General features: G+C 29.8%; 21 protein-coding genes and 4 pseudogenes. 8 read left to right on the plus strand and 17 right to left on the minus strand.

The annotated features are described in order from the left end of the window. Positions 1 to 9 precede the first annotated feature (9 nt). Entirely contained in the window at positions 10 to 1,113 is a 1,104-nt protein-coding gene (locus E2O22_RS05635) for an Mrp/NBP35 family ATP-binding protein (protein ID WP_133319616.1), read from the minus strand. 107 nt (positions 1,114 to 1,220) lie between these two features. Here E2O22_RS05635 and E2O22_RS05640 point away from each other — a divergent pair, with 107 nt between their 5' ends. The 4 genes from E2O22_RS05640 to E2O22_RS05655 are packed head-to-tail and all read left to right on the plus strand — an operon-like array spanning position 1,221 to position 4,846. Then, positions 1,221 to 2,336, plus strand: a complete 1,116-nt coding sequence (locus tag E2O22_RS05640; protein ID WP_133319617.1) for a bifunctional 2-C-methyl-D-erythritol 4-phosphate cytidylyltransferase/2-C-methyl-D-erythritol 2,4-cyclodiphosphate synthase — start codon at positions 1,221 to 1,223, stop codon at positions 2,334 to 2,336. Next, entirely contained in the window at positions 2,333 to 3,208 is an 876-nt protein-coding gene (locus E2O22_RS05645) for a DNA-binding transcriptional response regulator (protein WP_133319618.1), read from the plus strand. The genes E2O22_RS05640 and E2O22_RS05645 overlap by 4 nt, the downstream gene beginning before the upstream one ends. Then, positions 3,186 to 4,352: a sulfate adenylyltransferase gene (locus E2O22_RS05650; RefSeq protein WP_133319619.1), complete on the plus strand. Its 1,167-nt coding sequence runs from the start codon at positions 3,186 to 3,188 to the stop codon at positions 4,350 to 4,352. The genes E2O22_RS05645 and E2O22_RS05650 overlap by 23 nt, the downstream gene beginning before the upstream one ends. 2 nt (positions 4,353 to 4,354) lie before the next feature. After that, the gene (locus E2O22_RS05655; RefSeq protein WP_133319620.1) at positions 4,355 to 4,846 is read left to right on the plus strand and encodes a phosphatidylglycerophosphatase A family protein; all 492 of its coding nucleotides are present in this window, start codon (positions 4,355 to 4,357) and stop codon (positions 4,844 to 4,846) included. A 255-nt stretch (positions 4,847 to 5,101) separates the two neighbouring features. Here the strand turns inward: E2O22_RS05655 and mnmA are convergent, their stop codons facing one another. The 4 genes and pseudogenes from mnmA to E2O22_RS08150 all read right to left on the minus strand — a co-directional run bounded on the left by mnmA (position 5,102) and on the right by E2O22_RS08150 (position 8,137). Next, positions 5,102 to 6,118, minus strand: a complete 1,017-nt coding sequence (gene mnmA, locus E2O22_RS05660) for a tRNA 2-thiouridine(34) synthase MnmA (protein ID WP_133319621.1) — start codon at positions 6,116 to 6,118, stop codon at positions 5,102 to 5,104. After that, entirely contained in the window at positions 6,081 to 6,716 is a 636-nt protein-coding gene (locus E2O22_RS05665) for an LOG family protein (protein ID WP_133319622.1), read from the minus strand. Before E2O22_RS05665 ends, mnmA begins: the two co-directional genes overlap by 38 nt. Positions 6,717 to 6,926: 210 nt before the next feature. Beyond that, a pseudogene (locus tag E2O22_RS05670) lies at positions 6,927 to 7,635 on the minus strand (Cj0814-related protein); the annotation flags it as partial. Next, a pseudogene (locus tag E2O22_RS08150) lies at positions 7,632 to 8,137 on the minus strand (hypothetical protein). The pseudogenes E2O22_RS08150 and E2O22_RS05670, both read right to left, overlap by 4 nt. Positions 8,138 to 8,401: 264 nt before the next feature. Here E2O22_RS08150 and E2O22_RS07985 point away from each other — a divergent pair. Both E2O22_RS07985 and E2O22_RS05685 read left to right on the plus strand, forming a co-directional pair. Beyond that, positions 8,402 to 9,265: pseudogene (locus E2O22_RS07985) on the plus strand (hypothetical protein). Continuing rightward, a pseudogene (locus E2O22_RS05685) lies at positions 9,250 to 9,846 on the plus strand (C39 family peptidase). The pseudogenes E2O22_RS07985 and E2O22_RS05685 overlap by 16 nt, the downstream one beginning before the upstream one ends. A gap of 33 nt (positions 9,847 to 9,879) precedes the next feature. Here E2O22_RS05685 and fliY read toward each other — a convergent pair. Genes fliY through aroQ form a run of 9 tightly spaced genes read right to left on the minus strand, consistent with a single transcriptional unit; the run spans position 9,880 to position 17,070 of the window. Continuing rightward, a complete protein-coding gene (gene fliY / locus E2O22_RS05690) occupies positions 9,880 to 10,719 on the minus strand; it encodes a flagellar motor switch protein FliY (RefSeq protein ID WP_133319624.1) in 840 nt (279 codons plus the stop codon). Continuing rightward, complete coding sequence (gene fliM / locus E2O22_RS05695; RefSeq protein WP_133319625.1) at positions 10,709 to 11,800, minus strand: flagellar motor switch protein FliM; 1,092 nt, start codon at positions 11,798 to 11,800, stop codon at positions 10,709 to 10,711. Before fliM ends, fliY begins: the two co-directional genes overlap by 11 nt. Further along, a complete protein-coding gene (locus E2O22_RS05700; protein ID WP_133319626.1) occupies positions 11,800 to 12,486 on the minus strand; it encodes an RNA polymerase sigma factor FliA in 687 nt (228 codons plus the stop codon). Before E2O22_RS05700 ends, fliM begins: the two co-directional genes overlap by 1 nt. Beyond that, complete coding sequence (locus tag E2O22_RS05705) at positions 12,473 to 12,829, minus strand: hypothetical protein (RefSeq protein WP_133319627.1); 357 nt, start codon at positions 12,827 to 12,829, stop codon at positions 12,473 to 12,475. The genes E2O22_RS05700 and E2O22_RS05705 overlap by 14 nt, the downstream gene beginning before the upstream one ends. 14 nt (positions 12,830 to 12,843) lie before the next feature. Then, positions 12,844 to 13,707, minus strand: coding sequence for a flagella biosynthesis ATPase FlhG (gene flhG, locus E2O22_RS05710; RefSeq protein WP_133319628.1), 864 nt, complete (start codon positions 13,705 to 13,707; stop codon positions 12,844 to 12,846). Then, the gene (flhF, locus tag E2O22_RS05715) at positions 13,700 to 15,082 is read right to left on the minus strand and encodes a flagellar biosynthesis GTPase FlhF (RefSeq protein WP_133319629.1); all 1,383 of its coding nucleotides are present in this window, start codon (positions 15,080 to 15,082) and stop codon (positions 13,700 to 13,702) included. The genes flhG and flhF overlap by 8 nt, the downstream gene beginning before the upstream one ends. A gap of 8 nt (positions 15,083 to 15,090) precedes the next feature. Continuing rightward, positions 15,091 to 15,564: a 2-amino-4-hydroxy-6-hydroxymethyldihydropteridine diphosphokinase gene (folK, locus tag E2O22_RS05720; protein WP_133319630.1), complete on the minus strand. Its 474-nt coding sequence runs from the start codon at positions 15,562 to 15,564 to the stop codon at positions 15,091 to 15,093. Between the two features lies 1 nt (position 15,565). After that, positions 15,566 to 16,591, minus strand: coding sequence for a M24 family metallopeptidase (locus E2O22_RS05725; protein WP_133319631.1), 1,026 nt, complete (start codon positions 16,589 to 16,591; stop codon positions 15,566 to 15,568). Further along, positions 16,588 to 17,070, minus strand: coding sequence for a type II 3-dehydroquinate dehydratase (gene aroQ, locus E2O22_RS05730; RefSeq protein WP_133319632.1), 483 nt, complete (start codon positions 17,068 to 17,070; stop codon positions 16,588 to 16,590). Before aroQ ends, E2O22_RS05725 begins: the two co-directional genes overlap by 4 nt. An 88-nt stretch (positions 17,071 to 17,158) precedes the next feature. Between aroQ and mqnF the strand changes: the two genes are divergently transcribed. Next, the gene (mqnF, locus tag E2O22_RS05735; protein ID WP_133319633.1) at positions 17,159 to 18,382 is read left to right on the plus strand and encodes an aminofutalosine deaminase family hydrolase; all 1,224 of its coding nucleotides are present in this window, start codon (positions 17,159 to 17,161) and stop codon (positions 18,380 to 18,382) included. Further along, positions 18,370 to 19,263 (plus strand): signal peptide peptidase SppA, encoded by an 894-nt coding sequence (gene sppA / locus E2O22_RS05740; protein ID WP_133319634.1) that lies wholly within the window; start codon positions 18,370 to 18,372, stop codon positions 19,261 to 19,263. The genes mqnF and sppA overlap by 13 nt, the downstream gene beginning before the upstream one ends. On the opposite strand, the gene ribD is transcribed toward sppA, so the two are convergent. Genes ribD through E2O22_RS05755 form a run of 3 tightly spaced genes read right to left on the minus strand, consistent with a single transcriptional unit; the run spans position 19,260 to position 23,910 of the window. Then, the gene (gene ribD / locus E2O22_RS05745) at positions 19,260 to 20,252 is read right to left on the minus strand and encodes a bifunctional diaminohydroxyphosphoribosylaminopyrimidine deaminase/5-amino-6-(5-phosphoribosylamino)uracil reductase RibD (RefSeq protein WP_133319635.1); all 993 of its coding nucleotides are present in this window, start codon (positions 20,250 to 20,252) and stop codon (positions 19,260 to 19,262) included. The two genes, sppA and ribD, sit on opposite strands and share 4 nt — an antisense overlap. 8 nt (positions 20,253 to 20,260) lie before the next feature. Next, complete coding sequence (locus E2O22_RS05750; protein ID WP_133319636.1) at positions 20,261 to 21,589, minus strand: McrC family protein; 1,329 nt, start codon at positions 21,587 to 21,589, stop codon at positions 20,261 to 20,263. Beyond that, positions 21,589 to 23,910, minus strand: coding sequence for an McrB family protein (locus E2O22_RS05755; protein WP_133319637.1), 2,322 nt, complete (start codon positions 23,908 to 23,910; stop codon positions 21,589 to 21,591). The genes E2O22_RS05750 and E2O22_RS05755 overlap by 1 nt, the downstream gene beginning before the upstream one ends. Positions 23,911 to 23,989 lie beyond the last annotated feature (79 nt).

A 23,989-nucleotide genomic window follows, 5' to 3' on the forward strand; every position in this document is an offset into this window, starting at 1 on the left:
TTTTCCTCCTTATTGCGAGCACGCGCTTTTGCCATTCATTATAGGTTGAATAGCTGAATTATCTACTTTACCTTCTTGATTAACCTTTTCTATAAATTCCCAAATTTTTTCAGCAGCTTGTAAATATCTTTTTGAACTTACACTCTCAGGCATATAAAAACTTACAGGCTTACCGCTATCTCCACCTTCTCTTACACTCATTTCGATAGGAATTTGAGCTAAAACTTCACACTTATAAGCTTTTGCCATTTCTTCTGTGGTGCCTTTACCAAAGATATCATATTCTTTACCATTATCAGGACATAAAAAGCCACTCATATTTTCTATAATACCTGCAACAGGAATGTGCAATTTTTCAAACATATCTAGCGCTCTTTTGCTATCATCTAAAGACACTACTTGAGGAGTACTTACACACACACCTGCACTCACTGGCACGCTTTGAGCTAGGGTAATTTGTGCATCACCTGTTCCTGGAGGCATATCAAGCAATAATACATCAAGTTCAGGCCAAAGCACATCAGCTAAAAGTTGTTCAATCGCTTTCATGATCATAGAGCCACGCCACATTAAACCCTTACCTTCTTCTATCAACACACCCATACTCATCATATAAACCCCATGAGATAAAATAGGACGAATTTTTTGACCTACAATTTCAGGTTTGCTTTTACTCTCACCTAGCATTCTTGGTATATTTGGCCCATAAATATCTGCGTCCAAAAGCCCTACCCTTTTACCCATTTTAGCCAAAGAAATCGCTAAATTTAAAGTTGTAGTACTTTTACCTACCCCACCTTTTCCACTTGAAATCATAAGAAAATTTTTAATTTGCGGAGCGATATTTTTACCACTTCTTGAATTGCTTTTTTCTTCAGGAATTTTTGGCTGTATGATTTCTAAATTAAGCTCTAAATTTAAATCTTTTAAAACATTTGCAATGTTTAGTCTAAGTTCTTGTGCAATTTGAGCATTAGCCGAAACAATTTCGACTACAATATGAGCTTGTTTTTCATTCAAATCAATCTTTTTTACAAAACCAAAACTTACTATATCTTTTTTAAATCCCGGATATATAACTTGTTTTAGTCTTTCTTCGATTTTTTCCTTCAATTTTTCTCCTTGTTGTTTAAAATGATTAATTCTACTAACTTAAATATAAATTTTGGCTTTTATGGTGTATAATATCGTAACATTAATAAAAAATTAAGGTGTAACAAATGTTAGATATTTCCTTGATTATGCTATCAGCAGGGGAGTCATCAAGATTTAATGCTCCAGTAAAAAAGCAGTTTTTAAGACTAGGTGAACATCCATTATGGCTTTATGCAACTAAAAATTTAAGTTCTTTTTACCCTTTTAAACAAGTAATTGTTACTTCTGGTAATATTTCTTATATGAAAAGATTTGCACCTGAGTATCATTTTGTTAAAGGCGGTAATACAAGAGCACAATCATTACTTAATGCTTTAAATTTAGTACAAAGTGAATATGTTTTAGTTAGCGATGTCGCAAGGGTTTTGATTTCTAAAAACCTTTTTAATAATATTATAGAAAATTACGATAAAGCAGATTGTATTACACCTGTTTTAAAAGTAAGCGATACAGCAATTTATGCTCAAGAAGTTATCGACAGAGATAAAATAAAACTCATACAAACCCCTCAACTTTCGCGCACAAGTATGCTCAAAAAAGCTTTAGAGCAAAATGCAAATTTTACCGATGATAGCACAGCAATACAAGCTATTGGTGGTAAGATTTGGTATGTACAAGGTGATGAGTTAGCTAAAAAAATTACCTTTAAAGAAGATTTAAAAAGCTTAAATTTACCAAAACCATCTTGGGAAATTTTTAATGGAAATGGTTTTGATGTGCATGAATTTGGAGAGCAAAGAGCCTTACTTTTAGGCGGAGTAAAAGTACATGAAAATATGGGCTTGAAAGCTCATTCTGATGGAGATGTGCTAGCTCATGCACTAATTGATGCGCTTTTAGGTGCAGCAGGACTTGGAGATATTGGAGAACTTTTTCCAGATAATGATATACAATATAAAAACGCAGATTCTATGCTTTTATTGCAAAATGCTTATACTTTGGTGCAAAATTATGGATTTGAGCTTGTGAATGCTGATATTACAATCATTGCACAAACGCCCAAGATGAAAGATTTTAAAGAAGATATTGCTTTTAATATAGCCAAAATATTAAAAGTAACACCAAATAAAATCAATATCAAAGCCACCACCACAGAGCATTTAGGTTTTGTAGGAAGAAAAGAAGGAATTGCTGTTTTAGTAAGTGCGAATTTAAAATATTTTGATTGGATGAAATTATGAAAGTTTTAATAGTAGAAAATGAATTTTATTTAGCTCAAAGCATAGGTTCAAAACTTAATTCTATAGGTTATGATTGTGATATTATTGCAAATGTTAATGAGCTTGCTCATCATGATTATGAAATCATTTTGCTTTCTACTAGTATGGCTAATTTTGAACATATTGTAGAAATTTTTAAGCATAAAATTATTATTTTACTCATATCTTATATAAGCTCAGATACAGTTTTAGCGCCACTAAAAGCCGGTGCGAGTGATTATATACAAAAGCCTTTTATGATAGAAGAATTAACGCGAAAAATCAAACATTTTCAAGAATTTAAGAAAATAAATATTTTAAATCATACTTATCAGTCTTATTTAAAACATAAATTTGAGACAGCTAAATTACCAACTTTTGATTATAAAAAATTCAAATTGCCTTTGATTTTAAAAACTAATAATCAAAATTTTGCAGATCATTTTGTATTTAACTATACCAATGAGCATAATGTCGCAAATATTTACATAGATCTTTCACATCAACAAAATTTAGATAAAATCTTTAAAGATAATTGTTTATACTATCTTGTAAATTTCCAAACTCTAAAATCATCAGACAAAGAAAAAGTGTTAAACCTTGCTTTAAAAAAAGCTGTTATTATACATACAAGTACAAATGTTGAACATAGTGATTTTCAAATTTTAGAACTGGGTGAGGATGAGAAAAACTTCGAAAGTAATGGAATTTTAACTATTGATAATTATGTTAAACATATTATCATTAGTTATCAAAATGTCTTTCCTGATACAGATTTGTCAAAAAAATTAGGAATTTCTAGAAAATCTTTATGGGAAAAAAGGAAAAAATATGGCATTACAAAGAAAAAATAGTATTACAATCTCAGAAGAAGAATACGAAGTTTTATGTTTTATCAAAGAAGGAGTTTTTGGTTCTTTTACAAAATTAATGAATCAAAAAGAAAGAGATGAAGTTATAGCCACAGGAATGATACATAAACAAAAAATTCCTTATACTCTTACCTTTGCACCTGCAAGTACAAAAGAAAATAATACTGCTTTAGAAAATGCAAAAGTTGGCGATAAAATAGACTTTATTTGCAATGATAAACCCATAGGACATATCATTTTAGAAAGCAAATTTGAAAATGATAAAAATAGCAATGATATTTTTAGACCTAATGCTTGCTTGATCCAAGATTTTGGAAAAATTTGTATAAGTGGTGAATTTGAAATTTATCACAATAATATCAAAGCCATTAAAGAAGATTTTGAAAAAATCAAAAAAAGATTAAATCCTTCTAATATCACAGCCATTGTTTCAAGTTTTGATCCTTTTCATAGAGCACATGAGAGAATTTTAAGATGGGCTATAGAACAATCTGATTTAGTGATTATTTTCCTTATAGAATCCTATGAAAACAACGGATTGAGCTTAAAACTCAAAAAGCGTTGTTTTGATGTTTTTGCGCAAAATTACTTACCATCTTCTAGGGTTTTACTCATACCTTTACATAATATCAAAATTTTTGCCTCGCATTTAAACCCTGTGCTTGAGTGCGCTTTGGCTAAAAGTTTTGATTGCAATAAACTTTTTGTAGGACAAAATCATGCAGGACTTGGAATGTATTTTAATCAAAACAGAACCTTTACCGTGCTTGATGATTTTGCAAAAGATTATAATATAGAAGTTACCATACTTCCTGAATTTGTATTTTGTGATGAATGTAAAATGGTAGTAAGTACCAAATCATGTCCCCATGGAGCTCATCATCATATGAAATACCATGGTGATTCTTTAAAAAATTTACTTAGACTTGGTATCATTCCACCAGCAGTTTTTATAAGAAGAGAAATTTCAGCTTTGATTTTATCTGAGCTTTTCCCAAATCGCTTTCATAATAAACAAAATATCTATAGCAATCTTTTCCCTACACATGGTATTTTAGAGTATCGAAGCGATAAAGAATTTTATGAGCAACTTATAAAACTTCATCAAATGTCATATATGGTGTAATCATGCAAAAATTATTTTTAACTTTTTTTTATTCAGGTAGTGTTAATAAAGCTCCAGGAACCTTTGGTACAATAGCAGCGCTAATCCCTGCTTTTTTTATTTTAAGGTATTTGGGTATAGGAACTTTAATCTTGCTTGCAATTTTACTTTTTTTAATCTCTATAAAAATCATCGATCAATATGAAAAACAAACAGGCATACACGATGATAAGCATATTGTAATAGATGAAGTTGTTGGGGTATTTTTAGCCTTGGCAATTTGCGGACAGAGTGTTTTTACTTTTTTGCTTTCTTTTGTTTTATTTAGATTTTTTGATATCACAAAACCTTCTATCATAGGTAAAATTGACAAAAAAACTAAAGGTGGTTTAGGCGTAATGCTAGATGATGTTTTAGCAGGAATTTTCGCAGGATTATTTAGTGCAGTAATTTATGGAATTTTACTTAAATTTGATCTTTTATGGTTTGATATAAGCATTATGGAGATATTTTAGCTTTAAAAACACAGTCTAAAGTAACTATAAACATACCGAAAATAGGTAAAACAAGAAAGATGTGAAGATCGTGGAGCAATTGTTGATATGACTGAATAAGATCAACTTATCAAATGCAATATAATTTTTCTAAGACAAGATTTGCTTAATCTATCTTAGAAAAACCTCAACCGCAATTTTCTTATTTTTTATTACAATAAAATAATTTTAATTTTTAAAAAAAGTTAGTATAAAGGGTGCAACCCTTTAGCTTTTTTATTTAATAAATCCGCTTGCAAGAACCAAATCTTTATCGTAAAATACCGCCATTTGTCCGCTAGCAAGCCCATAAACAGGCTCTTGTAAAATGATTTTTGCACTTTTATCTTCATTAATCAAAACTTTACATGGGGTCGATCTTGATCTATAGCGTATTTTTACTTCACAATCTAGCTCTTTAGCATCAACAAATAAATTAATATTATCAAGATTAAATTCACTTATCTTAAGTTCTTCTTTTTTACCTACTATGATTTCATTTTTTTTAGGATCAATTTTTAACACAAAATGTGGCTCATGAGCCCCGCGTACCTCAAAACCTCTTCTTTTACCTATGGTATAGTGCATATAACCTTCGTGTTTTCCTACTTCTTTACCACTACTATCTCTTACAATACCTGGAATTTTAGTATCCATAAACTGATCTAAAACTTGCACATAAGTATCTTCCACAAAACAAATTTCAGAACTTTCCTTTTGTGTTGCAAAAGATTTTAAAACATCAATTGTAGAAGCAAATTTTTTCACATCTTCTTTTCTCATCTCTCCAAGAGGGAAAATCAAATATTCCAAAGCCTCTTTCTCTGCATTTGCTAAAAAATAGCTTTGATCCTTACTCTCATCAACTGCAATTTTAATCAAACCATTTTCTATCCTTGCATAATGACCTGTGGCTAATTTCTCACAACCCAAACTCTTAGCAAATTCTAAAAGCTTGCCAAGCTTAATAAAGCGATTACACAAAGCACAAGGATTTGGCGTCTTTCCTTCTTTGTAGGTATTAACAAAAGGCATATAAACTTGATTTTTAAAATCTTCTTGTAAGTCTAAAATATGATATTTGATGTCTAAAAATTTAGCAACTTTTTCAACTTTTTGTATATTTTCTTCATGATAATTAGCTTTTCCATGAAGCTTCATATAACAACCTATAATCTCATGTCCTGCTTGCTTTAACTTATAAGCAGTTACAGTGCTATCTACACCCCCACTCATTGCAACAAGAATTTTCATCTTTTTCCTTTATCATTCTTATAATTTCATCTAAATCATCACTTATACTATACTTTAACTCATCATTTTTAGATATAGTTCCAAGTTCTAGTAAAGAAGTTTTGATAAATTCATCAAGAGGTTGCCAAAATTTTTGCCCAACTAAAATAATAGGAACATCTTTTTTAAAACTAAGTTGCTTAAGAGTAAGAATTTCAAAAAATTCATCTAATGTTCCAAAGCCGCCTGGGAAAATCACAAAAGCTAGACTCTTTTGGATAAGAGCCATTTTGCGAATGGCTAAGCTCTTAAAAGTGATATTATACTCTAAAAAGTCATTTGCTTTTTGCTCAAATGGTAAATGTATATTAAATCCAAAAGATTTTAAGTGGGAAGTTTGACTTTGCATAGCGCCATGATTAGCAGCTTGCATAATACCACCGCCACCACCACTGATGATGCTATAACCCTCATCAGCTAACTTTTGAGCTAATTTTGAAGCCAAAATACAATACTCATTGTCTTCTTTTAATCTTGCAGAACCAAAAAAAGTTATAGCATTTTTTAGGTTTGGCATGTTAGCAAATTTTTCTAAATCTTGGATTATTTTTTCATTCATTTTATAACCTTTAGTTAAAATAAATTCCATTCTAGCTAAATTTTTATAATAATCTTTTATGTAATTTTTAAATAATTTTCTTTTACAAACTGCATTAAATTAGATTTTTTTAAATTTCTAAACTTTCAAATTCACACTTTTATATATTATGCACACTTAATTATGAAAAGATTTTAGTAAATTCGTTATTATTTAAATCTTTACATCTATTTTAACACCAAAAAGAATTTTCAACTCATCGCTTGTACAAAATTTATCTTCTAATAGTTTTTTTTACAAGTTCGTTTCTTGTACTATCATCTTTGTAAGTTTCTTTGTTTTTACTTTCTGCTTGTATAGGTTTAAAGGGTTTTTCTTTGTCTTCTTGCATACTAATATCATTATTATTAGCAAGTAGCATTTTATCGCCCATAGTCATTTCAAATTCTTTTACAAACTCATCGTGTCTTTGTTTGAAGTCAAGATATTTAGTTTTAAATTCTTCTAGGGTTAAATCTTCTTGTAAAAGTTTATTAAATTCATTCCTAAAATTAGATGCTTTTATAGTAATATCAGATCCAAGATTAAACATTTGAGAGTAAGAAGAAAAGTTCATCAATTTAATATCTTCATCTTTTATATCCCAATTATCATCTTTACCAAGATTTTTAAGTGAAGACTTTTCTATTTTATTTGGATCTTTTAAAGCATTTGACTTCATAAAGTTATTAAATTCTTGCATATCTTTTTTGCTAATATTTTCATCAAGTCCGAATATTTTAGGATTATACTCAAATTTTTTTCCACGATAAGGCAAAGCACCTTCTCCTGTTACAACAGCTACTCCATGCTTGTTTATTTTAAAGTCAATATTTTTATCTTGCTTAAAATTTGAAGTATTATAGTTATAGTTTAAATTTGAATTTATACTATTTATCATGGCTTATTCCTATATCTCAAATAATTACCACTAAGAGCCATTTCCATATCATTTTTATATTTGGAACTAATTTCTTTAATAACTTGGTAATTATTTAAAACAGCACTTGAATTCACCCTATACCAAGAACCTAATTGCTCATTAATAACAGCTATGCCATAGGAAAAATATACAAATCTTTGTCCTAAATTTGATACACCTATATTTCTTTTACTGTATAACCAAGATAATAGTGGTATGGATCATCGCCTACTATGCTCATAGTTTTCCAAAGTCTTTTTTGGTTAGCATATGTATGGTTATTATTTACCATACAATTTGTGACTTCTATACCACACATTCCACCAAATTGCCTTAATCCCTGACTATTCCAATAATATGTATCGCCATTGTTATCTGTATAGTATCCTATTTCACTCGGTGTAGTTTTGGCAAAAGCTAAAAGCTCATCATTTGCAACTAGCTTAAAACTAACTCTATACCCACCCTTAACTTGTTTCATCTCATCTAAATTAAGAGCTTTAACCCCTTGAGAATTATCACTTAAAGCACCATTACTAACTTTAGCTAAAAAATCCCCAGCAAAAGCAGAACTTACTAACAAAGAACCTAAAATCAAAGAACTTGTTAACTTCTATAACTTCCTTTTTTAGCTATTTTTACTCTTTTTTAAAAAATATCACAAATTACATATTAAAATCAATTTGTTATTTGAAACATTTATTATTTTAATGGAAAAAATCTAAAAATATTTAGAAAGGTAACAATGAAAAAGATTTTCTTAACATTTATGGTTTTACTTAGTTGTGTTTTTGCTAGTGATGAACTAAGTATAGACAGTTTATTTAAAAAGCAAATAGGCTTAAAAGTATCACAAGCTTTTCTTTGCTTAGTACAGGAAATGCAAATTCTTATGCACTTTATCCCTAACATCATTGTAGGTGGAGATCCTAAAATTTGGAATGATACAAAACAAGTATTTTTAACTCAAACTTTTATTTATACCCTAACACCCAACTTCGATATACTTGTGTCAGGAGGAGGGAGTTATGCAAGACAAGAATATAGGAATTTTCTTACGGGGGATTTTGAAAATAAAAATCGTATAGGATTTGATAATCTTTGGCTAGGTTTTATTTATACAGGAGATAGCATTGCAGACTTAATTCCACAAATTACCTTTCAAACTGCAGTCGTTCAAAGAGAAAAAGCAATCAATCAAACCAAAAACTTTTATCTAAAATCACAAAGCTTACAAGCTAGTTTAAGGGGATATAGCGATCCTGTTGTATATAGCATTTATACCGGTTTTGGTTATAATCAATCAAGAAAATTTAAAACCCTTAAAATAGAGTATGGAAATAGTATTTATGTGGGTGGGGATTTATCTATCATACTAAGTCCTAAGATTACTTTAGATTTAGGAGCAGAGTAAAGATTTCAAACCGAGCAAAAAATCAATGGTTATCAAAATTCTGAAGTGCGTTCTATTCCAACTTTAAGTCTAGGTTCTACTTATAGCATTAATTCAGATACCGCAGTTTCTGTTAATGCTAGTTTTTTTTTGGGGGGGGGAAGTTCTGCTTCGCCTGATAGTATATTTGGGATAAGCTTATGGAGAAAATTTTAAAAATTTTATTATTTTTATCCATTCTTTCTTTGAATGCAAAAGCAGAATGGGTAGTCAAGTCTTATCAAGAAATTAAAAACGAAAGAGTAATAAGACAAACTTACGAGCAATCTTGCGGGGCTTCATCTTTGGCAACTTTAATCAATATACTTGATGATAAAAAGTTTGATGAGCTTAAACTTTTACAAACCATGAGCGGACAAAAGCTTTATACGGATATGGTAAGCTTTGCAGATTTAAGCGATGCGGTTAAAAAGCTAGGTTATGAAAGCAATTCATACCAAATCAATAGAGAAAGCTTAGACAAGCTTGTAAATATTCCAATGCTTGTAAAAATTGAAGACGACCCACGCTTCCCACATTTTGTGGTAATTATTAATCACAAGGGGAATTATTTACAAGCGCTTGATCCAAGCCATGGAGAATACATAAGCTCTAAAAGTCAATTTTTTAGTATTTAGGATAGATATAATAAAGGCTGTTATGCTTTAATTGTTACTCCTAAAAAAGAGTTAAAACCTTTCAAGCTAAACACTCCAAAATCTTTACATTTTGATTTTAAGCCTTTTAGCTTATATTGATTTTTATTGTTTTTTGATTAGAGAACTAATTTTTCATCTTAATTGCTCTAATCTTTCTTTTTTAGAGCCAATCTCAGTAATTTGTACTCCAAAATTTCCATCTACAATAACTACTTCCCCATAGGCAATCTTTTTATCACCTATTAAAATTTCTAAAGGATCATTAGCTAATTGATCAAGCTCGATAACTGAACCTATGTCCATAGTTAAAACATCCTTTAAAAGCATTTTTTTACTACCAATACGCACTCTTATAGGCAAACGCACATCCATAATCAAGCCGATATTTCTTAACTCTTCAACGCTTGCTAAGGTTTTATGGTCTTGAGTATGCTCTTCATGAGTTGTAACAATTTCTTCTAAATCGGTTTTAGTTAAAACTTTATAAATTTTCTCATCAAATACTAAGGAAATTTTCTCTTCTAAATCAGCTATTTTTACATTATATAAATATATTTTATGAAAGCCGCCAAGTTCTAGACTATCTGCAACAAATTCACAATTTTCTAAACTAAATTCCATTTTTGGAATTTCTTTTTGTGCACCTAAGGTTGTAGAAAATGCTGAAATGATATTTTGTATAGCTTCTTTAGCCGCGTCCATTTCATCTTCATTTAGCTCACTATTTTTAGAGATTTCTTCTTCTCCCATCATCCACTCACCAATTGCACTCATTAAAACCGCACTTGCTAAGATTTTGATTTTCATCTCATTATTGACACTAAAAGTAGCACTAACTAATGGCGGAGTCATAGAATCTTGAGAATTTACATCATACTCATAATACTCGCTAAATTCAGCACTTTTCCCTGTTAAGCCTTCTATTGTGCTTATGCACTCGTTGACAAATATGCCTAAAAAATCATTGATCATCTTCTTCCTCTTCTAACTCTTCATTTTCATCATAAGAATTTGCCTTTGCTCTTCTTTCATCTTCATATTTTTCAAGCATTTCTTTAATCTCATCTTTATCAGTTTTAATAAGTTCTAAGATTTTAATCGACTTTCTAAATCTATGAAGTCCTACTTGAGCTAAAAATACTTCTTTTTTATCTATGGCTACTATAGCTTTATCATCTGCACTTCTATCAAGTTTTAAAATATCTCCTTGTTTTAAATCTAAAAATTCATTTACATTGATAAAAGTTTTACCAAGCATAGCTTCATAAATCACTTCAGCACGACCGATCAAAGTTTTAAGTTCTTTGTTTCTTGACTTTTTAGCCGAAGTTTCACCCATCATAATATCACGATTTGCTAAACGGCTCAAAATACTTTCCAAATGCACAACTGGATAGCATATATTTACCATACCACTTGAATTTCCTATGATAATCTCCATTACCACCATGATAACAATCTCATTTTGAGAAACAATTTGCACAACATTTGGACTTGATTCTTTTGCTTCAACACTTGGATAAATTTCCGTAACATTCATCCAACTTTCTTTAAGTCTTTGCATAATAATACGCAAAATAGAATCAAGCAAGTTAAGTTCTATTTCTGTAAGCTCTCTTAAGGTGTCAAAACTTTCACCTTGACCACCCAAAAGCCTATCTATCATAGGGAAAGCAATACTTGGATTGATCTCTAAAACACAATTTCCATCTAAAGGCTTAATAGAAAAAACATTAAAGCTTGTCGGTGAAGGTAAAGACATCAAAAATTCACCATAAGTCATTTGATCAACTGAGTGTAGTTTAATCTCAACTATACTTCTCATCATAGATGAAATTTGCGAAGCAAGATTTCTAGCTAATTTATCATGAATTCCTTTAATAGAACGAAGTTGTTCTTTTGAAACCCTATTTGGACGCTTAAAATCATATACTACAATATCTCTTTTATCTTCTATTTCTTCTAATTTTGAAGAAGCAGCACTATCATCGCTATCATCATCAACGACTTCTAAAAGAGCATCAATTTCTTCTTGGGAAAGTATTTCAGCCATTAAACTAGCCTTTCTCTAATCTTCTTAAGCAAACGCTTATGAATTTGTGAAATTCTTGACTCGCTAATCTCTAAAATCTCTGCAATTTCTTTTAAATTTAATTCTTCATAATAATAAAGCTGTATCACAAGCCTTTCTCTTTCTTTAAATTCTTCCAAAACCGCGTTGATTTTTTCTATTAATTCTTCTTTTTCTATTTGTTCTATGATATTACTATCATTAAAACAATTTAGCTGTTCATCTAAAGGCATAACAAGCGATATAGCATGAGCTGCTCTTGCTTCTTTTACCTTTTCTACTTCTAAATTTAATCTTTGTGCTAAATACTCATCATCAGGTTCTTTTTCATTCTCTTGATAAAACTCATCTATAATAGCATCAATATCTTTGATGATTTTTCTATTGCTTCTACTCATTACATCAAGGCTTCTTAGATAATCAAGCATAGCTCCATTTACTCTTTTTCTTGCAAAACCCCAAAAATTGTCATTTTGTTCTTTATCATAGCGACGCGAGAGTTTAATCATCTCTTCTACGCCAATACTAATTAAATCATTTACATCAATACTTGCGGGCAAACGCTCTTTAAGTCTAAAAGCCATAGCTCTTAATGCGGGCATATAAGAGATGACTAAGTCATCTTGTTCTTTTTTTAGCGTAGAAGCATAAGCATTATGCGGCTGCATGTTTTACTTTTCTTTTTGAAGAGCTATCAAGTTTTTTAAGGTCTTCACGCTCTTCTTGAAGTTTTTCAAGCAAGTAATCCATTTTCTTTTCTCTTGCAGCTAATTCTGCTATAAAGCTATTATTTTCATTTTCATATTTTTCTTTATTAAAGCTTCTACCACTAATTTTATTTGCATCTACAAAAATCATAATTACTATATGGATTAACACATAAAATACAAAAGTAATCAAACAAGTATATACAACTATCTCTACTGCATCTTCTATATTAACTATGGTGAACATTAATCCTATAAAAAAACCACAAACAGTAAAAAAAGCAACAAAATTTTCTGGTCTCATCTTTTTCCTTCAATCTAAAAACGATCCAAAAGCTTTTTGAAGAAACTCATAATGCTTTTATCTCCCACATTATTAAGCACTTTTTGTTCCAACCTATACAAAAGCTTAGAAGCTATGGCTTTGAGTTCATCACTTGCATTAGTATCATCATCGCTAAATAAAGTTCTTTTTTTAATACTAGAACTAATATCTTTACTTTGACCTAAAAATCCTAAAAATTCTAAATTTAAATTATGCTTAATGTTAATATCTGCTACTTTTTTAATATTATCAAAAATTCTTAAAGCCTCATTTTCATTTCTAACTACATTAAATACCATTAATAAATTCTCTTTAGTCTTTGAAGTAGTTTTTATAGTAGCATAAGCATCGGTAATTGCGGCAGGATCAGGTACAGTTATGACAATAACCTCATCAGACATTTCTAAGAAATTCCCTATATTACCACCAATACCTGCTCCTGTATCAATGATTAAAAAGTCTAAATCATCTAAAATACTTGTTTGATTTAAAAATCTCTCATAAATATTTTTATCATTGTATTTTAAAATTTCATCGCCACTCTCACCTGGGATAAGCCATAAATTTGGCTTGACTTCTATTAGAATATCTTCTAGTGAGCATTCACCTTTTAAAACATGTAAAAGGTTTTTTTCTACACGCACATTTAAAATCACATCTAAATTTGCAAGCCCTATATCTGCATCAAAAAGCCCTACTTTATATCCATTTTTAGCTAGGATGTTGCCCAAATTTGCACTAAAAGTACTTTTTCCAACCCCACCTTTACCGCTAGTAACTGCGATAAAATGGGTATGTTTTACATTTGAGTTTTCATTTTTTACTAGATCTTTTAATTTTTCTGCTTGATTACTCATTTTCATCCCTTCTAAAACCTTCTAACACACAACGCACCAAAAAGTCGCTATTTGCTACTTCTATATCATCAGGTACTTCTTGACCTATGGAAAAAAAGCTCATCGGAGTGCTAGTTTCATAAAGCAAAGAAAACACATTTCCAAATACTTTTGTTTCATCAAATTTTGTAATGATTAAAGTGTCTATATTTAAAAATGAAAAATTATTATAAGTTTCTAATAAATCTTCATATTTTGTATTTGCTGAAAGCACTAAATTCACATCAATTTGCGCATTAGAATGCGATAAAAATTCTTTTGTTTTTTCAAGTTTTGCCTTATCATACTGTGAATTTCCGGTTGTATCTACTAAAATAACCTCACAAGTATTTAAACTTCTAATCGCATCATCTAAGTCATTTGGCTCTATACTATCAATAATAGGAAGTTTCATCATCTTAGCATATTGGAAAAGTTGCTCTACTGCGCCTATTCTATAAGTATCAAGAGTTATAATACCGGTTTTATAGCGTCTATCCCCATAAGCATAGCGAAAAGCAAGCTTTGCTAAAGTTGTAGTTTTACCTACTCCTGTTGGACCTACTAACATCATGATTTTTTGCTTTTTAATTTCACTTTCTAAACGGCATGGAAGCATATTACGCAAAAGTGAGTAAAAATACCTTTGCACTGCTTCTTGATTTGCTTTCATGGTGCTTGGCATATTTTCAATAGTCGCTTTCATAATCGCTTCTAAATGCGCTTCTTGCATGCCACTTGCTTTAGCTTGCTTATAAATACTTGCAAACTCAGGTGGTATAGCTAATTCTTTGCGTAAATCTGCCTTATCATCCCACATCATATCCACAAGTAAATTCATTTTATCATTAAGCTTGTTCATTTGTTTTTCAAAAGCTTCTATTTTTTTATCATAATTTGGATTTGGCATAGAAAAATCTTGATAGTTTGAAACCTTGCTAATTTCTGAACTAACTTGAGAAAGTTTGTTTTTTAAATTTAAAAAATTATCATCTTTTTTGCTTGTATTTAAATAAGGATTAATAGGTTTTTGCTTAGCTTTTGAAGAAAAATCAAGCACTACATCTTCTTCTTTTTTTTCATCTTCAAGTTTTGAAGCTTGAATTTTAGCCTCAGGAAAACTTGCTGTATTTGGTTTTTTCTTTGGTGGCATAGGCAAATTATTTTGTTTTAAATGCTCTTCATAATCAGCTTCTTCAATCGCCACTATAACCTCATACAAAGGCTTTTGATTGATAGTTTTTGGACGAATTTGCTTATTAGTTACTATCAAAGCCTTATCGCCATAATCTTGCTTGACCTTAGGTATAATCTCATCTGTGCTTTCAACCGTAAAAGTATGAATCAATTGTCCCATATTTTTCCTTATCTTAACAAGCCCAAAGGCAAAGTTACGCTAATTCTATCATTTACCCCCACATGAGGCACTATGCAATACTCATCTTTACGCGCTTTTTTTGAAAAATACAACAAATCTAAATCAAGCGTTCTAGGAGCATTTTTAAAAGTTCTTTTTCTTTTGAATTTAAACTCATAAAAAAACAAAACTTTTAAAAGTGCTCTTGCATGCAAACTTGTGCTTACAACCATCACTGCATTAGTAAAGTCTTTTTGCTCTTCAAAGCCAAAAGCTTTATTAATCAAAAATGGCGATGTTTGCAATACTTGCAAGCGTTTATCTTGCATTAAAAGCCTAAATAAACTCCGAAAGCGTTTTTTTTCATCTTCTATATTGCTTCCAAGTCCTATAATGGCTATGTATTTTCCTTTTTTATCAGTCTTTGAATAAAAAGGAAAAAAACGAATTTTTTCTAACCTTCTAGCCCCTTTAATCAGCAAGTTATAACACCACTGCCTTTTCTTTATCAAGATAGACCATATCTTCTATCCTAATGCCAAGTTTATCTTTGATATAAATTCCAGGTTCAATGGTAAATACCATACCTTCTTTTAGCTCATAATCACTTCTTGGACTAATATTTGGCAACTCATGTATATCAAGTCCCACTCCATGCCCTAAGCTATGAATAAATTCTTTTTCAAAACCTGCGTTTTTAATCACTTCTCTTGCGATAAAATCAAGCTCACTTGCCATCATACCAACGCGTGCTTTTTCTATAGCTTGAAGCTGAGCTTGCTTAACCACTTCATAAATTTGCATAATTTCTTTATCTTTAAAATTTGGCTTATTTTTATCAAAAACTATACCATTCTCATCAAAACAAGCCGTTCTTGTACGATCAGAACAATACCTTTGATAAACCACACCCGCATCAACTAATAACAAATCTCCATATTCTAAACATTTATCACTAGGTAAAGCATGTGCTTTAGCTGCGTTTTCATTAATAGCTACAATAGGTGAAAAAGAAAGTCCTAAAGCACCTTTTTTTTGAAAAATTTCACATGCTTTAAAATGTAATTCTTTTTCGCTTTTTCCATGGCCTTCTTGGCTGATAAATTTAGCAAATTCTTCAAAGCATTCTTTACCAAAATTTACAGCCTTTTGCAAAAGTTGTAATTCCTTGGCATTTTTTATAATGCGTTTATTTTTACTTAAGTCTAATTTTTCTTCAAAAACGATATTAACACTTTTACTAAGTTCTTTAAATTCAAAATAGCTAAAGTCTTTTGGGTCAAAACACACCCTATCAATTCCTGCTTCTTCTAAAAGCTCTCTAGCACTAGCAAAAAGATCTTGTGCTAAAACTACCTTAGCATTTTTTATCATTTCGCTAGCTTCAAAGCTATATCTTGCATCAGTAATGAAAAAAGCTTTATCTTCAAGTTTTAAAAATAAAGCATTATCGCAAGAATAGCCGCACTCATAAAAAAGTGCATTTTCGTTTTTTAAGATAAAATTCATTGATTTGCTTGTTGTGCTTTTGCTTGAGCTGCTTTATATGCATTGATTTGATCAAAAATTTGGAAAAGTCCCATTAGAGCCATATGATAACCAAAAGGACCAAAACCTACCACGCTACCTGCACAAACTGGCGCTATCATGCTTTTTTGTCTGAATTCTTCTCTTCTGTAAGTATTGCTAATATGCACTTCAATCACAGGCATATTAATCGCTGCAATTGCATCGCGGATTGCTATAGAAGTGTGTGCATAAGCAGCTGGATTAATAATCACTCCATCTACACTGCCTAAGCATTCTTGAATTTTATCAACTAACTCACCTTCAAAATTACTTTGAAAAAACTCAATCTCCACATTAGCTTGTTTTGCGGCTTGTTTCATTTGCTCGTGGATATCTTCCATTTTCATATTACCATAAATGTGAGTTTCTCTTACACCAAGCATATTAATGTTTGGTCCTTGTATCACCATAACTTTCATAATCTAACCTTTATTTAGTAAAATTTACTATATTATAACACTTTAAAGCTAAATTTTAGCTACAATTTACCTTTTTAAAGGATGGAAAATGTTTATAATAGCACCCAAAATCATCCTAACCTGTGATGATAAATTTAGTATTTTAGAAAAAAAAGCTATTCTTTTTGATGATAATATTTTAGAAATTGATACTTTAGAAAATTTACAAAAATCCTATCCAAAAGCCAAGCTTATACCAACTCCAAAAAATACCTTACTTTTACCCGCCTTTATCAACCCGCACACACATTTAGAATTTAGTGCAAATAATGGAAATTTAGTCTTTGGAGACTTTTTAAAATGGCTTGATAGCGTTTTTAATAACCGCGAGCAATTAAACGAAAAAGCCAAAGAAAAATTAATCTCACAAAATATTCATAAAATGCTAAAAAGTGGCACTGCTACTATAGGAGAAATTTCAAGCTTTGGGGGCGATTTAAACCCTTGTGTAAATTCACAAGCTAGAGTGATATTTTTCAATGAAATTTTAGGTTCAAGTGAAAATTTTATCCAAGCAAAAAAAGAGGAATTTTTAACTCGTTATGAAAAAAGCATGAGCTTTAAAACTTCTAAATTTATCCCTGCTATTTCAGTGCATGCACCCTACTCAACCCACCCAGAGCTTGCTAAATTTGCTATAAAACTTGCTAGAGAAAACGATCATTTGCTAAGCACACATTTTCTTGAAAGCAATCATGAAAACAACTGGCTAAGGTTTAAAAAAGGTGGTTTTAAAAAGAGCTTGGCTAAATTTAGCAAAAATCCTATGCCATTTTACACTCCGCAAAGCTTTTTAGAACTTTTTAAAGATCAAAGGACTTTATTTACACATTGTGTGTATTTTAAAGAATGGAATTTGCTAGATAAAAATCTGCACTCAATCACGCATTGTGCTTTTTCAAATAGGCTTTTGAGTAAAAATACTTTTAAATTAAAATCTGCTTTAAAAAATGGTATTAATATCCATCTAGGAACCGATGGCTTAAGTTCAAATACTTCTTTAAGCATGCTTGATGAAATGAGAGTAAATTTACTTATGCATGATGATTTAGAGTTAGAAAATTTTGCTAAAATGTTACTTTTAATGGCAACAAATAAAGCCGCAAAAGCCTTAAATTTAAACCTAGGTCAAATTCAAAAAGGCAAAATAGCTGATTTTAGTCTTTTTGCTTTACCAAATAGTGCAAATTTAAAACAACTTCCTTTGCAATTTATCTTACAAAGCAAAGAAGTGTTAAAACTTTTTATAGAAGGAAAAGAATGCAAATTATAAAATCATTTTTTAAAGGAATTGGAAAAACCATTTCTTATATCAACACTTATTTTAAAACCTTTGTGTTTTTGTTTATCGTGTTTTTAATCCTTACTCCAAGCGGGGATAATGCCAAACTTTCTAATGCAAACCTAGCTCAAATTAATCTTAAAGGTGAAATTAGCGATGCAAGCAATCTTTTAGAACAAATTTACAAAGTCAAAGATGATAAAGCTATAAAAGGGGTTTTGCTTTTTATAGATAGCCCTGGTGGAGCTTTTGCACCAAGCATGGAAATAGCTTTAGCTATACAAGATCTTAAAGCTAAAAAACCTGTGGTAGTCTATGCAGGTGGAACTATAGCAAGCGGAAGCTACCTAAGCGCGGTGGGAGCTGATATGATCATCGCTAATCCTGCTAGCTTTGTAGGATCTATTGGGGTAATTATGCAAGGTTTTGAAGTAAGTGAGCTTGCACAAAAACTTGGTATAAATGAGCAAACCATCAAAGCAGGAAGCTATAAAGAAGCAGGAACTTTCATGCGTAAATGGAGTGAAGATGAAAAAAACTTTTTGCAAAATTTAGCCAATCAAAGCTATGAACTTTTCACGCAATTTGTCGCTAAAAATCGCAAGCTAGACTTAAACCAAACAAGCTCATGGGCTGATGCGAAAGTGTTTTTAGCAAATGAGGCTTTAAAATTAAAACTCATTGATAAAATAGGCAATTACGAGCAAGCCAAAAAAGAGTTAGAAAAACTAGCCAAAGTGCAAAACCCTATCTGGCAAAAAGAAGATGCTATAGATAAGTTTTTAAAACGATTAGAAGAGCAAAGTGCTAGCTTTTTTGCTAACACTTTAGCGCAATTTTTCACACAAGTAAGCTCACAAAAAATTTATTAAGATTTAATAATCTCATAAAACCCATAAGTATCATTTTCTAAAAAGCCTTTGTATAAAGGCTTTAGCTTTAAATCTAACTTAACATTTTCAAAGGTATTTAAATTCGAGTTTGAAAAAATCAAAAGCATGTCTAGCTCATCTTTAAAGGCTTTTAAAAAATTCTCCCCACCCTCATACATGATGAGCTTTGCTTCACTAGGAATACTTGTAAAAATTTCTCTTTTAGGTACGCTAAATAAAGGAATGTTTGGATCAAAACTTTCTAAATTTTGATGGCTTAGTATGCATAAATTTGGTGCTTTAGCTTGAACTAACCTTGCATCTAAAATAGGCCTATCATGTCTTATAGTTTCTCCGCCCACTACAAGCAAATCAAGCTTTGAGCGTAATGCATGGGCATAGGTTCTACTTGCTTTAGAACTTACGATTTTACCATAAGCAGAGCCATTTAAAGAAAGGGCTAGTTTAAAAAATTTAAAACTTGATTTTTGCCATTTTAAAAAAGGCTTTAAAAGCTCTTTGGCTCTTTGCTCGCAAATTCCCATGTGAACTTTTATGCCTTGATCTTTTAAAAACTCTGCCCCACCGCTTGCGAGCTTATGCTCATCTTTAGTAGCGATAAAAACTTCACTAAAACCAAGTGTACTAAAAAGCTTTGCACAAGGTGGGGTTTTACCCTGATGATTACAAGGTTCTAAACTCACATAAGCACTAGCGCCTTTTAATAACCCCTGATGATTTTTGCAAATAAACTCATGCAAATCATTTGCATTTTGTGGTAAATCTAAATTTGGATTAAGTGCTTTTAAGGCTTTACTCACTGCTTCAAGTTCTGCATGAGCCTTGCCTGCTTCTTTGTGTGCTTCTATGCTTAAGATTTTGCCATTTTTGTCTAAGATCACACAACCTACGGCTGGATTAGGGTAGGTTAAAAGCTGATATTTCCAAGCTTCATCTATAGCTAAATTCATATAAAATTCGTGATTCATATTACTTCCTAAAAAGGTAAAGGTGCAAAAAATACCTTAAGCTTTACATGCTCATCGCAAGCTTTTAAAAAACCTTGCGCTAAAAACTTAATATCTTTAGTTTTTAATTTCTCTCTTAAATCAAAAGTTCTCTCACATAGAGGATAAATGAGATAAATTTCCTTTATCTCGTATTTATTTACATAAGCAAACATTTGATATAAATCACTTTGCGATATACCATGTTTTTTCTCATCTTCGTTATCATCTGGAATTTTCCATTTGGTATCTAATATCATTTTATTTTCTATATATAAATCAGGCTTTAACATAAAACATTTTTCATCATTTTTTGAGATTAAATACTTTCCACTACTTTTGGTTTTTATATTTTTGCTAGGATTAGCAAGTTTAAACATATAAGCCACATAGTTTTCAAAAAGTTTTTCCATAGGAAAAAGTAAAGCAAAGGCTTCGTTTTTACCTTTATATGGAGCAAAGCTTTGATTTTGTAAAAATATCTTACACCAAGAAAGTATATTTTCATAATAATCAAAATGTCTTGAAATTTTAAAACTAAAATCTTTTTCATAATTTTTAGAAAATTCTACCTCATCAAGCATTTGCATAGCTTTGATGATTTTAAATTTATTCGAGCTTGTTTTGGATTTTAAAAAATTTAGGGTTGATTTTATCAAACGATTTGGCGCTATGTCTAAAACAAATTCATCACTACTTGTGAAAAATCTTTCTTTGTGTATTAAATTTGATTTTATATGCTCATTAAACAGCAACTTTCCTTTTAAAAAAGTTCTATTTTCCTCACTACTTACATAAGATCTCATCAAACCTTTTTTATACACACTATCAAATTCATCTAAAAACATCGTGATAAATACTTCAAACAAAGGCATTTTGGCAATTTGTAAAGATGAAATTTGAGACTTTTTAAAGGGAGAATTTTTTAAGGTTTTTAACATGTTGATTAAAAGAATACTAGGATTAACTTCATAATCTTTTTTATAAAAATCATCATTTATAGAGATATTTTCTAATTCGTAGTATTTTTTTAATTTTTCTTTATCATAATTTGAGGTTTTATCCTCTTTTTTATAGCTATCCAAATTTGTGCATTTTGGCAAGATCTCTAAAACACCACTTTTAGTCTGTATAATGCCGACATAATTTTTAGCTTTTAAGGTGTTTTTATTTTTAAAGCCTAGAAGACTTTCATTATTTTTTGCAAAGTCTTCTAGCTCTTTATAAAATATTTCAGTCTTTTCTTTGAAAATTTCTTTTAAATCTTCTTTAGAAAAAGCTTGATATTCGATGATAGAAAAAGTGTTAATTGTTTTCATTATTCATATATTTTTTTAAAAGTAGCTTCATCCCATTTTTGACTATCACTAAACTTATAAATAACCTTATCACTTTCTATAAATTCTGTCATATTTTTTAAATAATCTTTATTTTCAACAATAACATTTTCCAACATACCATTTTTATTTAAAACTGCGTCAATCAAAGCATAATCATTATAAAAATACTCTTGCAATAGTGGGATGATTTTATTTTGAAAAACATTTTTTAATTTCTCTAAACTATCAATGCCTATAAAAAATGCATGGCCTATAGTCTTTTCTCTATCTAGCAAGTATTCTATACGCGTATTGATAGCTTCTAGTAATTTTTGTAAATTTACACCTTTGCAATTATCAGACAAAACATTAGGTTTAGGCATCATCTCGATAAATTCAAAGCGTCTTCGCAAAGCTGTATCAAGCGAAGTAATGCTTCTATCGGCTGTATTCATAGTGCCGATGATATAAACATTTTTAGGCACTCCAAATTTTTCACCGCTATAAGGCAAAGTAACTTTTAATCCCTCGCTTTCGCCTATTCTCTTGCTAGGTTCAATCAAGGTTATAAGTTCACCAAAAATCTTACTTACATTTCCACGATTAATCTCATCTATAATTATTATATAAGGTTTTAAAGAATTATCGTTGTTTTTCTTATTTTCATTCTTTGCAGTTGATTGTTTTTCATATGCTTTAAATTTTTTCACTAAATTAAAATAATAAGTATGAGTTCTATCGGCATAATCTCTATCAAATACTTTTTTAAACATTTCAGCGGCATTATTAAATTCATCTTTGTGTTTTAATAATTCCATAAATATAGATATACTTAAATTAAAATTTCCATCAAATCTCTCTACTCCTTCACTATAAATCATAACCGTTTTATCATTGATATCAACAACAAAGAAATTTCCACCCTTTGTTTTACCAATAGGCTCATTTGTTTCCAAAAGCCAATTTAAAAAATTTTCAACTTTTTCCTTTAATTCTATTTTTTTATTTAACTCATCTATATTTAAGATACTATTCTCATAATTATCCAAAGCTTTTTTACAAAGTTCTTTAAAAATTCCGTCTTTTATTTCGTATTCTACTTCCTTAGAATTTTCTTTGCTATCTATACGAGGCTTTATACCTTCTACAAATTCTTCATATCCATAGCTTTGATGAAAAGTAGTAAAAACTATTTGCCTATTTTTTACATATTCATCAAATTTTGCTTTTTTCTCATCTCTATCTTTATTTGCTAAATTTTCACCCAATATCTCCAAAGCTTTATCTATAGTATGATAAGTTTTTCCTGTCCCTGGAGGTCCATAAAGAATTTGATTTAAAGGTGGATTTTCTACATTCGATCCTTTATTTGTTTCTTTGTTATTATAAAACTCTTCATCGGAAGAATTAATCAGAAAATCTCTATAATATTTTATAGCACTTGAATATCTATTTTTATTTGTAGAATTCTGATCTAAATATTTTTTATTATTTTCTAATTCTTTACATTTAAGATTAAATTGTTTTATATCACATTTATATAGATTTATATTCAAATATTTGGCAGAAATTCGAGAAATATCTTTTATATAATTTTCTTTAGTTCCTTCGCTTAGTTTGCTACCATCTTTTTTAGTAACTTTATTTAAGTATATAGAAAAATTAATTTTATTTTGTTCGATTGTATTATTACTCGAATTTGAATAACACTCCCATAATGGAACCGAAACTTCATTTCTCATACTATCGAGTGTATAAATTTTATCTTTTAACAACTTTTTATGTAATTCATAAATTTCTAAATTGCTTTTAAATTCATTTTTACATATTGCCTCTAATATATCTTTTTTAAATATATTAACAATTTTAATATCATTTGGATTTTGATAATGAAACGCTATCTTCCATTTTAAACCAAAAGGTAAAATTTCATTTAAAACTTCTTTATCAATACATTTTAAATTATTATTTTGCGAATATTCTATAACTTTAACTATTTCTTTTTTTACTTTTTCAAAAACTTCATCTTTAGTATTTCCAAGATTTTTTCTCCAAGCATATCTATTATCATATAAATAATCATCTTTTTTAGGTGGTTTTTTATAACGATAAATTCCAAATTTTCCAGCATCATTTCCTCCAAATCCTGCATATTCTTTTAATAAAACATCTAACCAATAACAATAATAATTTGGGTTTTCATGTTTAAGATTTGTATATTCTTCAAGACTCATACTTTTAACTTTTTCTAAAGTCCAAATTTTTTGAAATTCTAAAAATTTATTACTTTCTTTTTGTTTTTCATCTAAAATAATATTCATATCTAAATCCTATTTTATTTTATAATAAATTACAAAATAATGTATTTAAATTTAATTATACAAAAGATGAGTAAAAATT

This window comes from Campylobacter lari, from assembly GCF_004357905.1.
Classification (GTDB): domain Bacteria; phylum Campylobacterota; class Campylobacteria; order Campylobacterales; family Campylobacteraceae; genus Campylobacter_D; species Campylobacter_D lari_D.

Bases quoted from the DNA above. Each gene is read 5' to 3' on its own strand.
- mnmA (WP_133319621.1), bottom strand. From the start codon at position 6,118: ATGAAAATTCTTGTTGCAATGAGTGGGGGTGTAGATAGCACTGTAACT.
- E2O22_RS05640 (WP_133319617.1), top strand. From the start codon at position 1,221: ATGTTAGATATTTCCTTGATTATGCTATCAGCAGGGGAGTCATCAAGA.
- E2O22_RS05755 (WP_133319637.1), bottom strand. From the start codon at position 23,910: ATGAATATTATTTTAGATGAAAAACAAAAAGAAAGTAATAAATTTTTA.
- E2O22_RS05705 (WP_133319627.1), bottom strand. From the start codon at position 12,829: ATGAGACCAGAAAATTTTGTTGCTTTTTTTACTGTTTGTGGTTTTTTT.
- fliY (WP_133319624.1), bottom strand. From the start codon at position 10,719: ATGATCAATGATTTTTTAGGCATATTTGTCAACGAGTGCATAAGCACA.
- E2O22_RS05650 (WP_133319619.1), top strand. From the start codon at position 3,186: ATGGCATTACAAAGAAAAAATAGTATTACAATCTCAGAAGAAGAATAC.
- sppA (WP_133319634.1), top strand. From the start codon at position 18,370: ATGCAAATTATAAAATCATTTTTTAAAGGAATTGGAAAAACCATTTCT.
- ribD (WP_133319635.1), bottom strand. From the start codon at position 20,252: ATGAATCACGAATTTTATATGAATTTAGCTATAGATGAAGCTTGGAAA.
- E2O22_RS05665 (WP_133319622.1), bottom strand. From the start codon at position 6,716: ATGAATGAAAAAATAATCCAAGATTTAGAAAAATTTGCTAACATGCCA.
- mqnF (WP_133319633.1), top strand. From the start codon at position 17,159: ATGTTTATAATAGCACCCAAAATCATCCTAACCTGTGATGATAAATTT.
- fliM (WP_133319625.1), bottom strand. From the start codon at position 11,800: ATGGCTGAAATACTTTCCCAAGAAGAAATTGATGCTCTTTTAGAAGTC.
- flhG (WP_133319628.1), bottom strand. From the start codon at position 13,707: ATGAGTAATCAAGCAGAAAAATTAAAAGATCTAGTAAAAAATGAAAAC.
- E2O22_RS05700 (WP_133319626.1), bottom strand. From the start codon at position 12,486: ATGCAGCCGCATAATGCTTATGCTTCTACGCTAAAAAAAGAACAAGAT.
- E2O22_RS05645 (WP_133319618.1), top strand. From the start codon at position 2,333: ATGAAAGTTTTAATAGTAGAAAATGAATTTTATTTAGCTCAAAGCATA.
- aroQ (WP_133319632.1), bottom strand. From the start codon at position 17,070: ATGAAAGTTATGGTGATACAAGGACCAAACATTAATATGCTTGGTGTA.
- E2O22_RS05655 (WP_133319620.1), top strand. From the start codon at position 4,355: ATGCAAAAATTATTTTTAACTTTTTTTTATTCAGGTAGTGTTAATAAA.
- flhF (WP_133319629.1), bottom strand. From the start codon at position 15,082: ATGGGACAATTGATTCATACTTTTACGGTTGAAAGCACAGATGAGATT.
- E2O22_RS05750 (WP_133319636.1), bottom strand. From the start codon at position 21,589: ATGAAAACAATTAACACTTTTTCTATCATCGAATATCAAGCTTTTTCT.
- E2O22_RS05725 (WP_133319631.1), bottom strand. From the start codon at position 16,591: ATGAATTTTATCTTAAAAAACGAAAATGCACTTTTTTATGAGTGCGGC.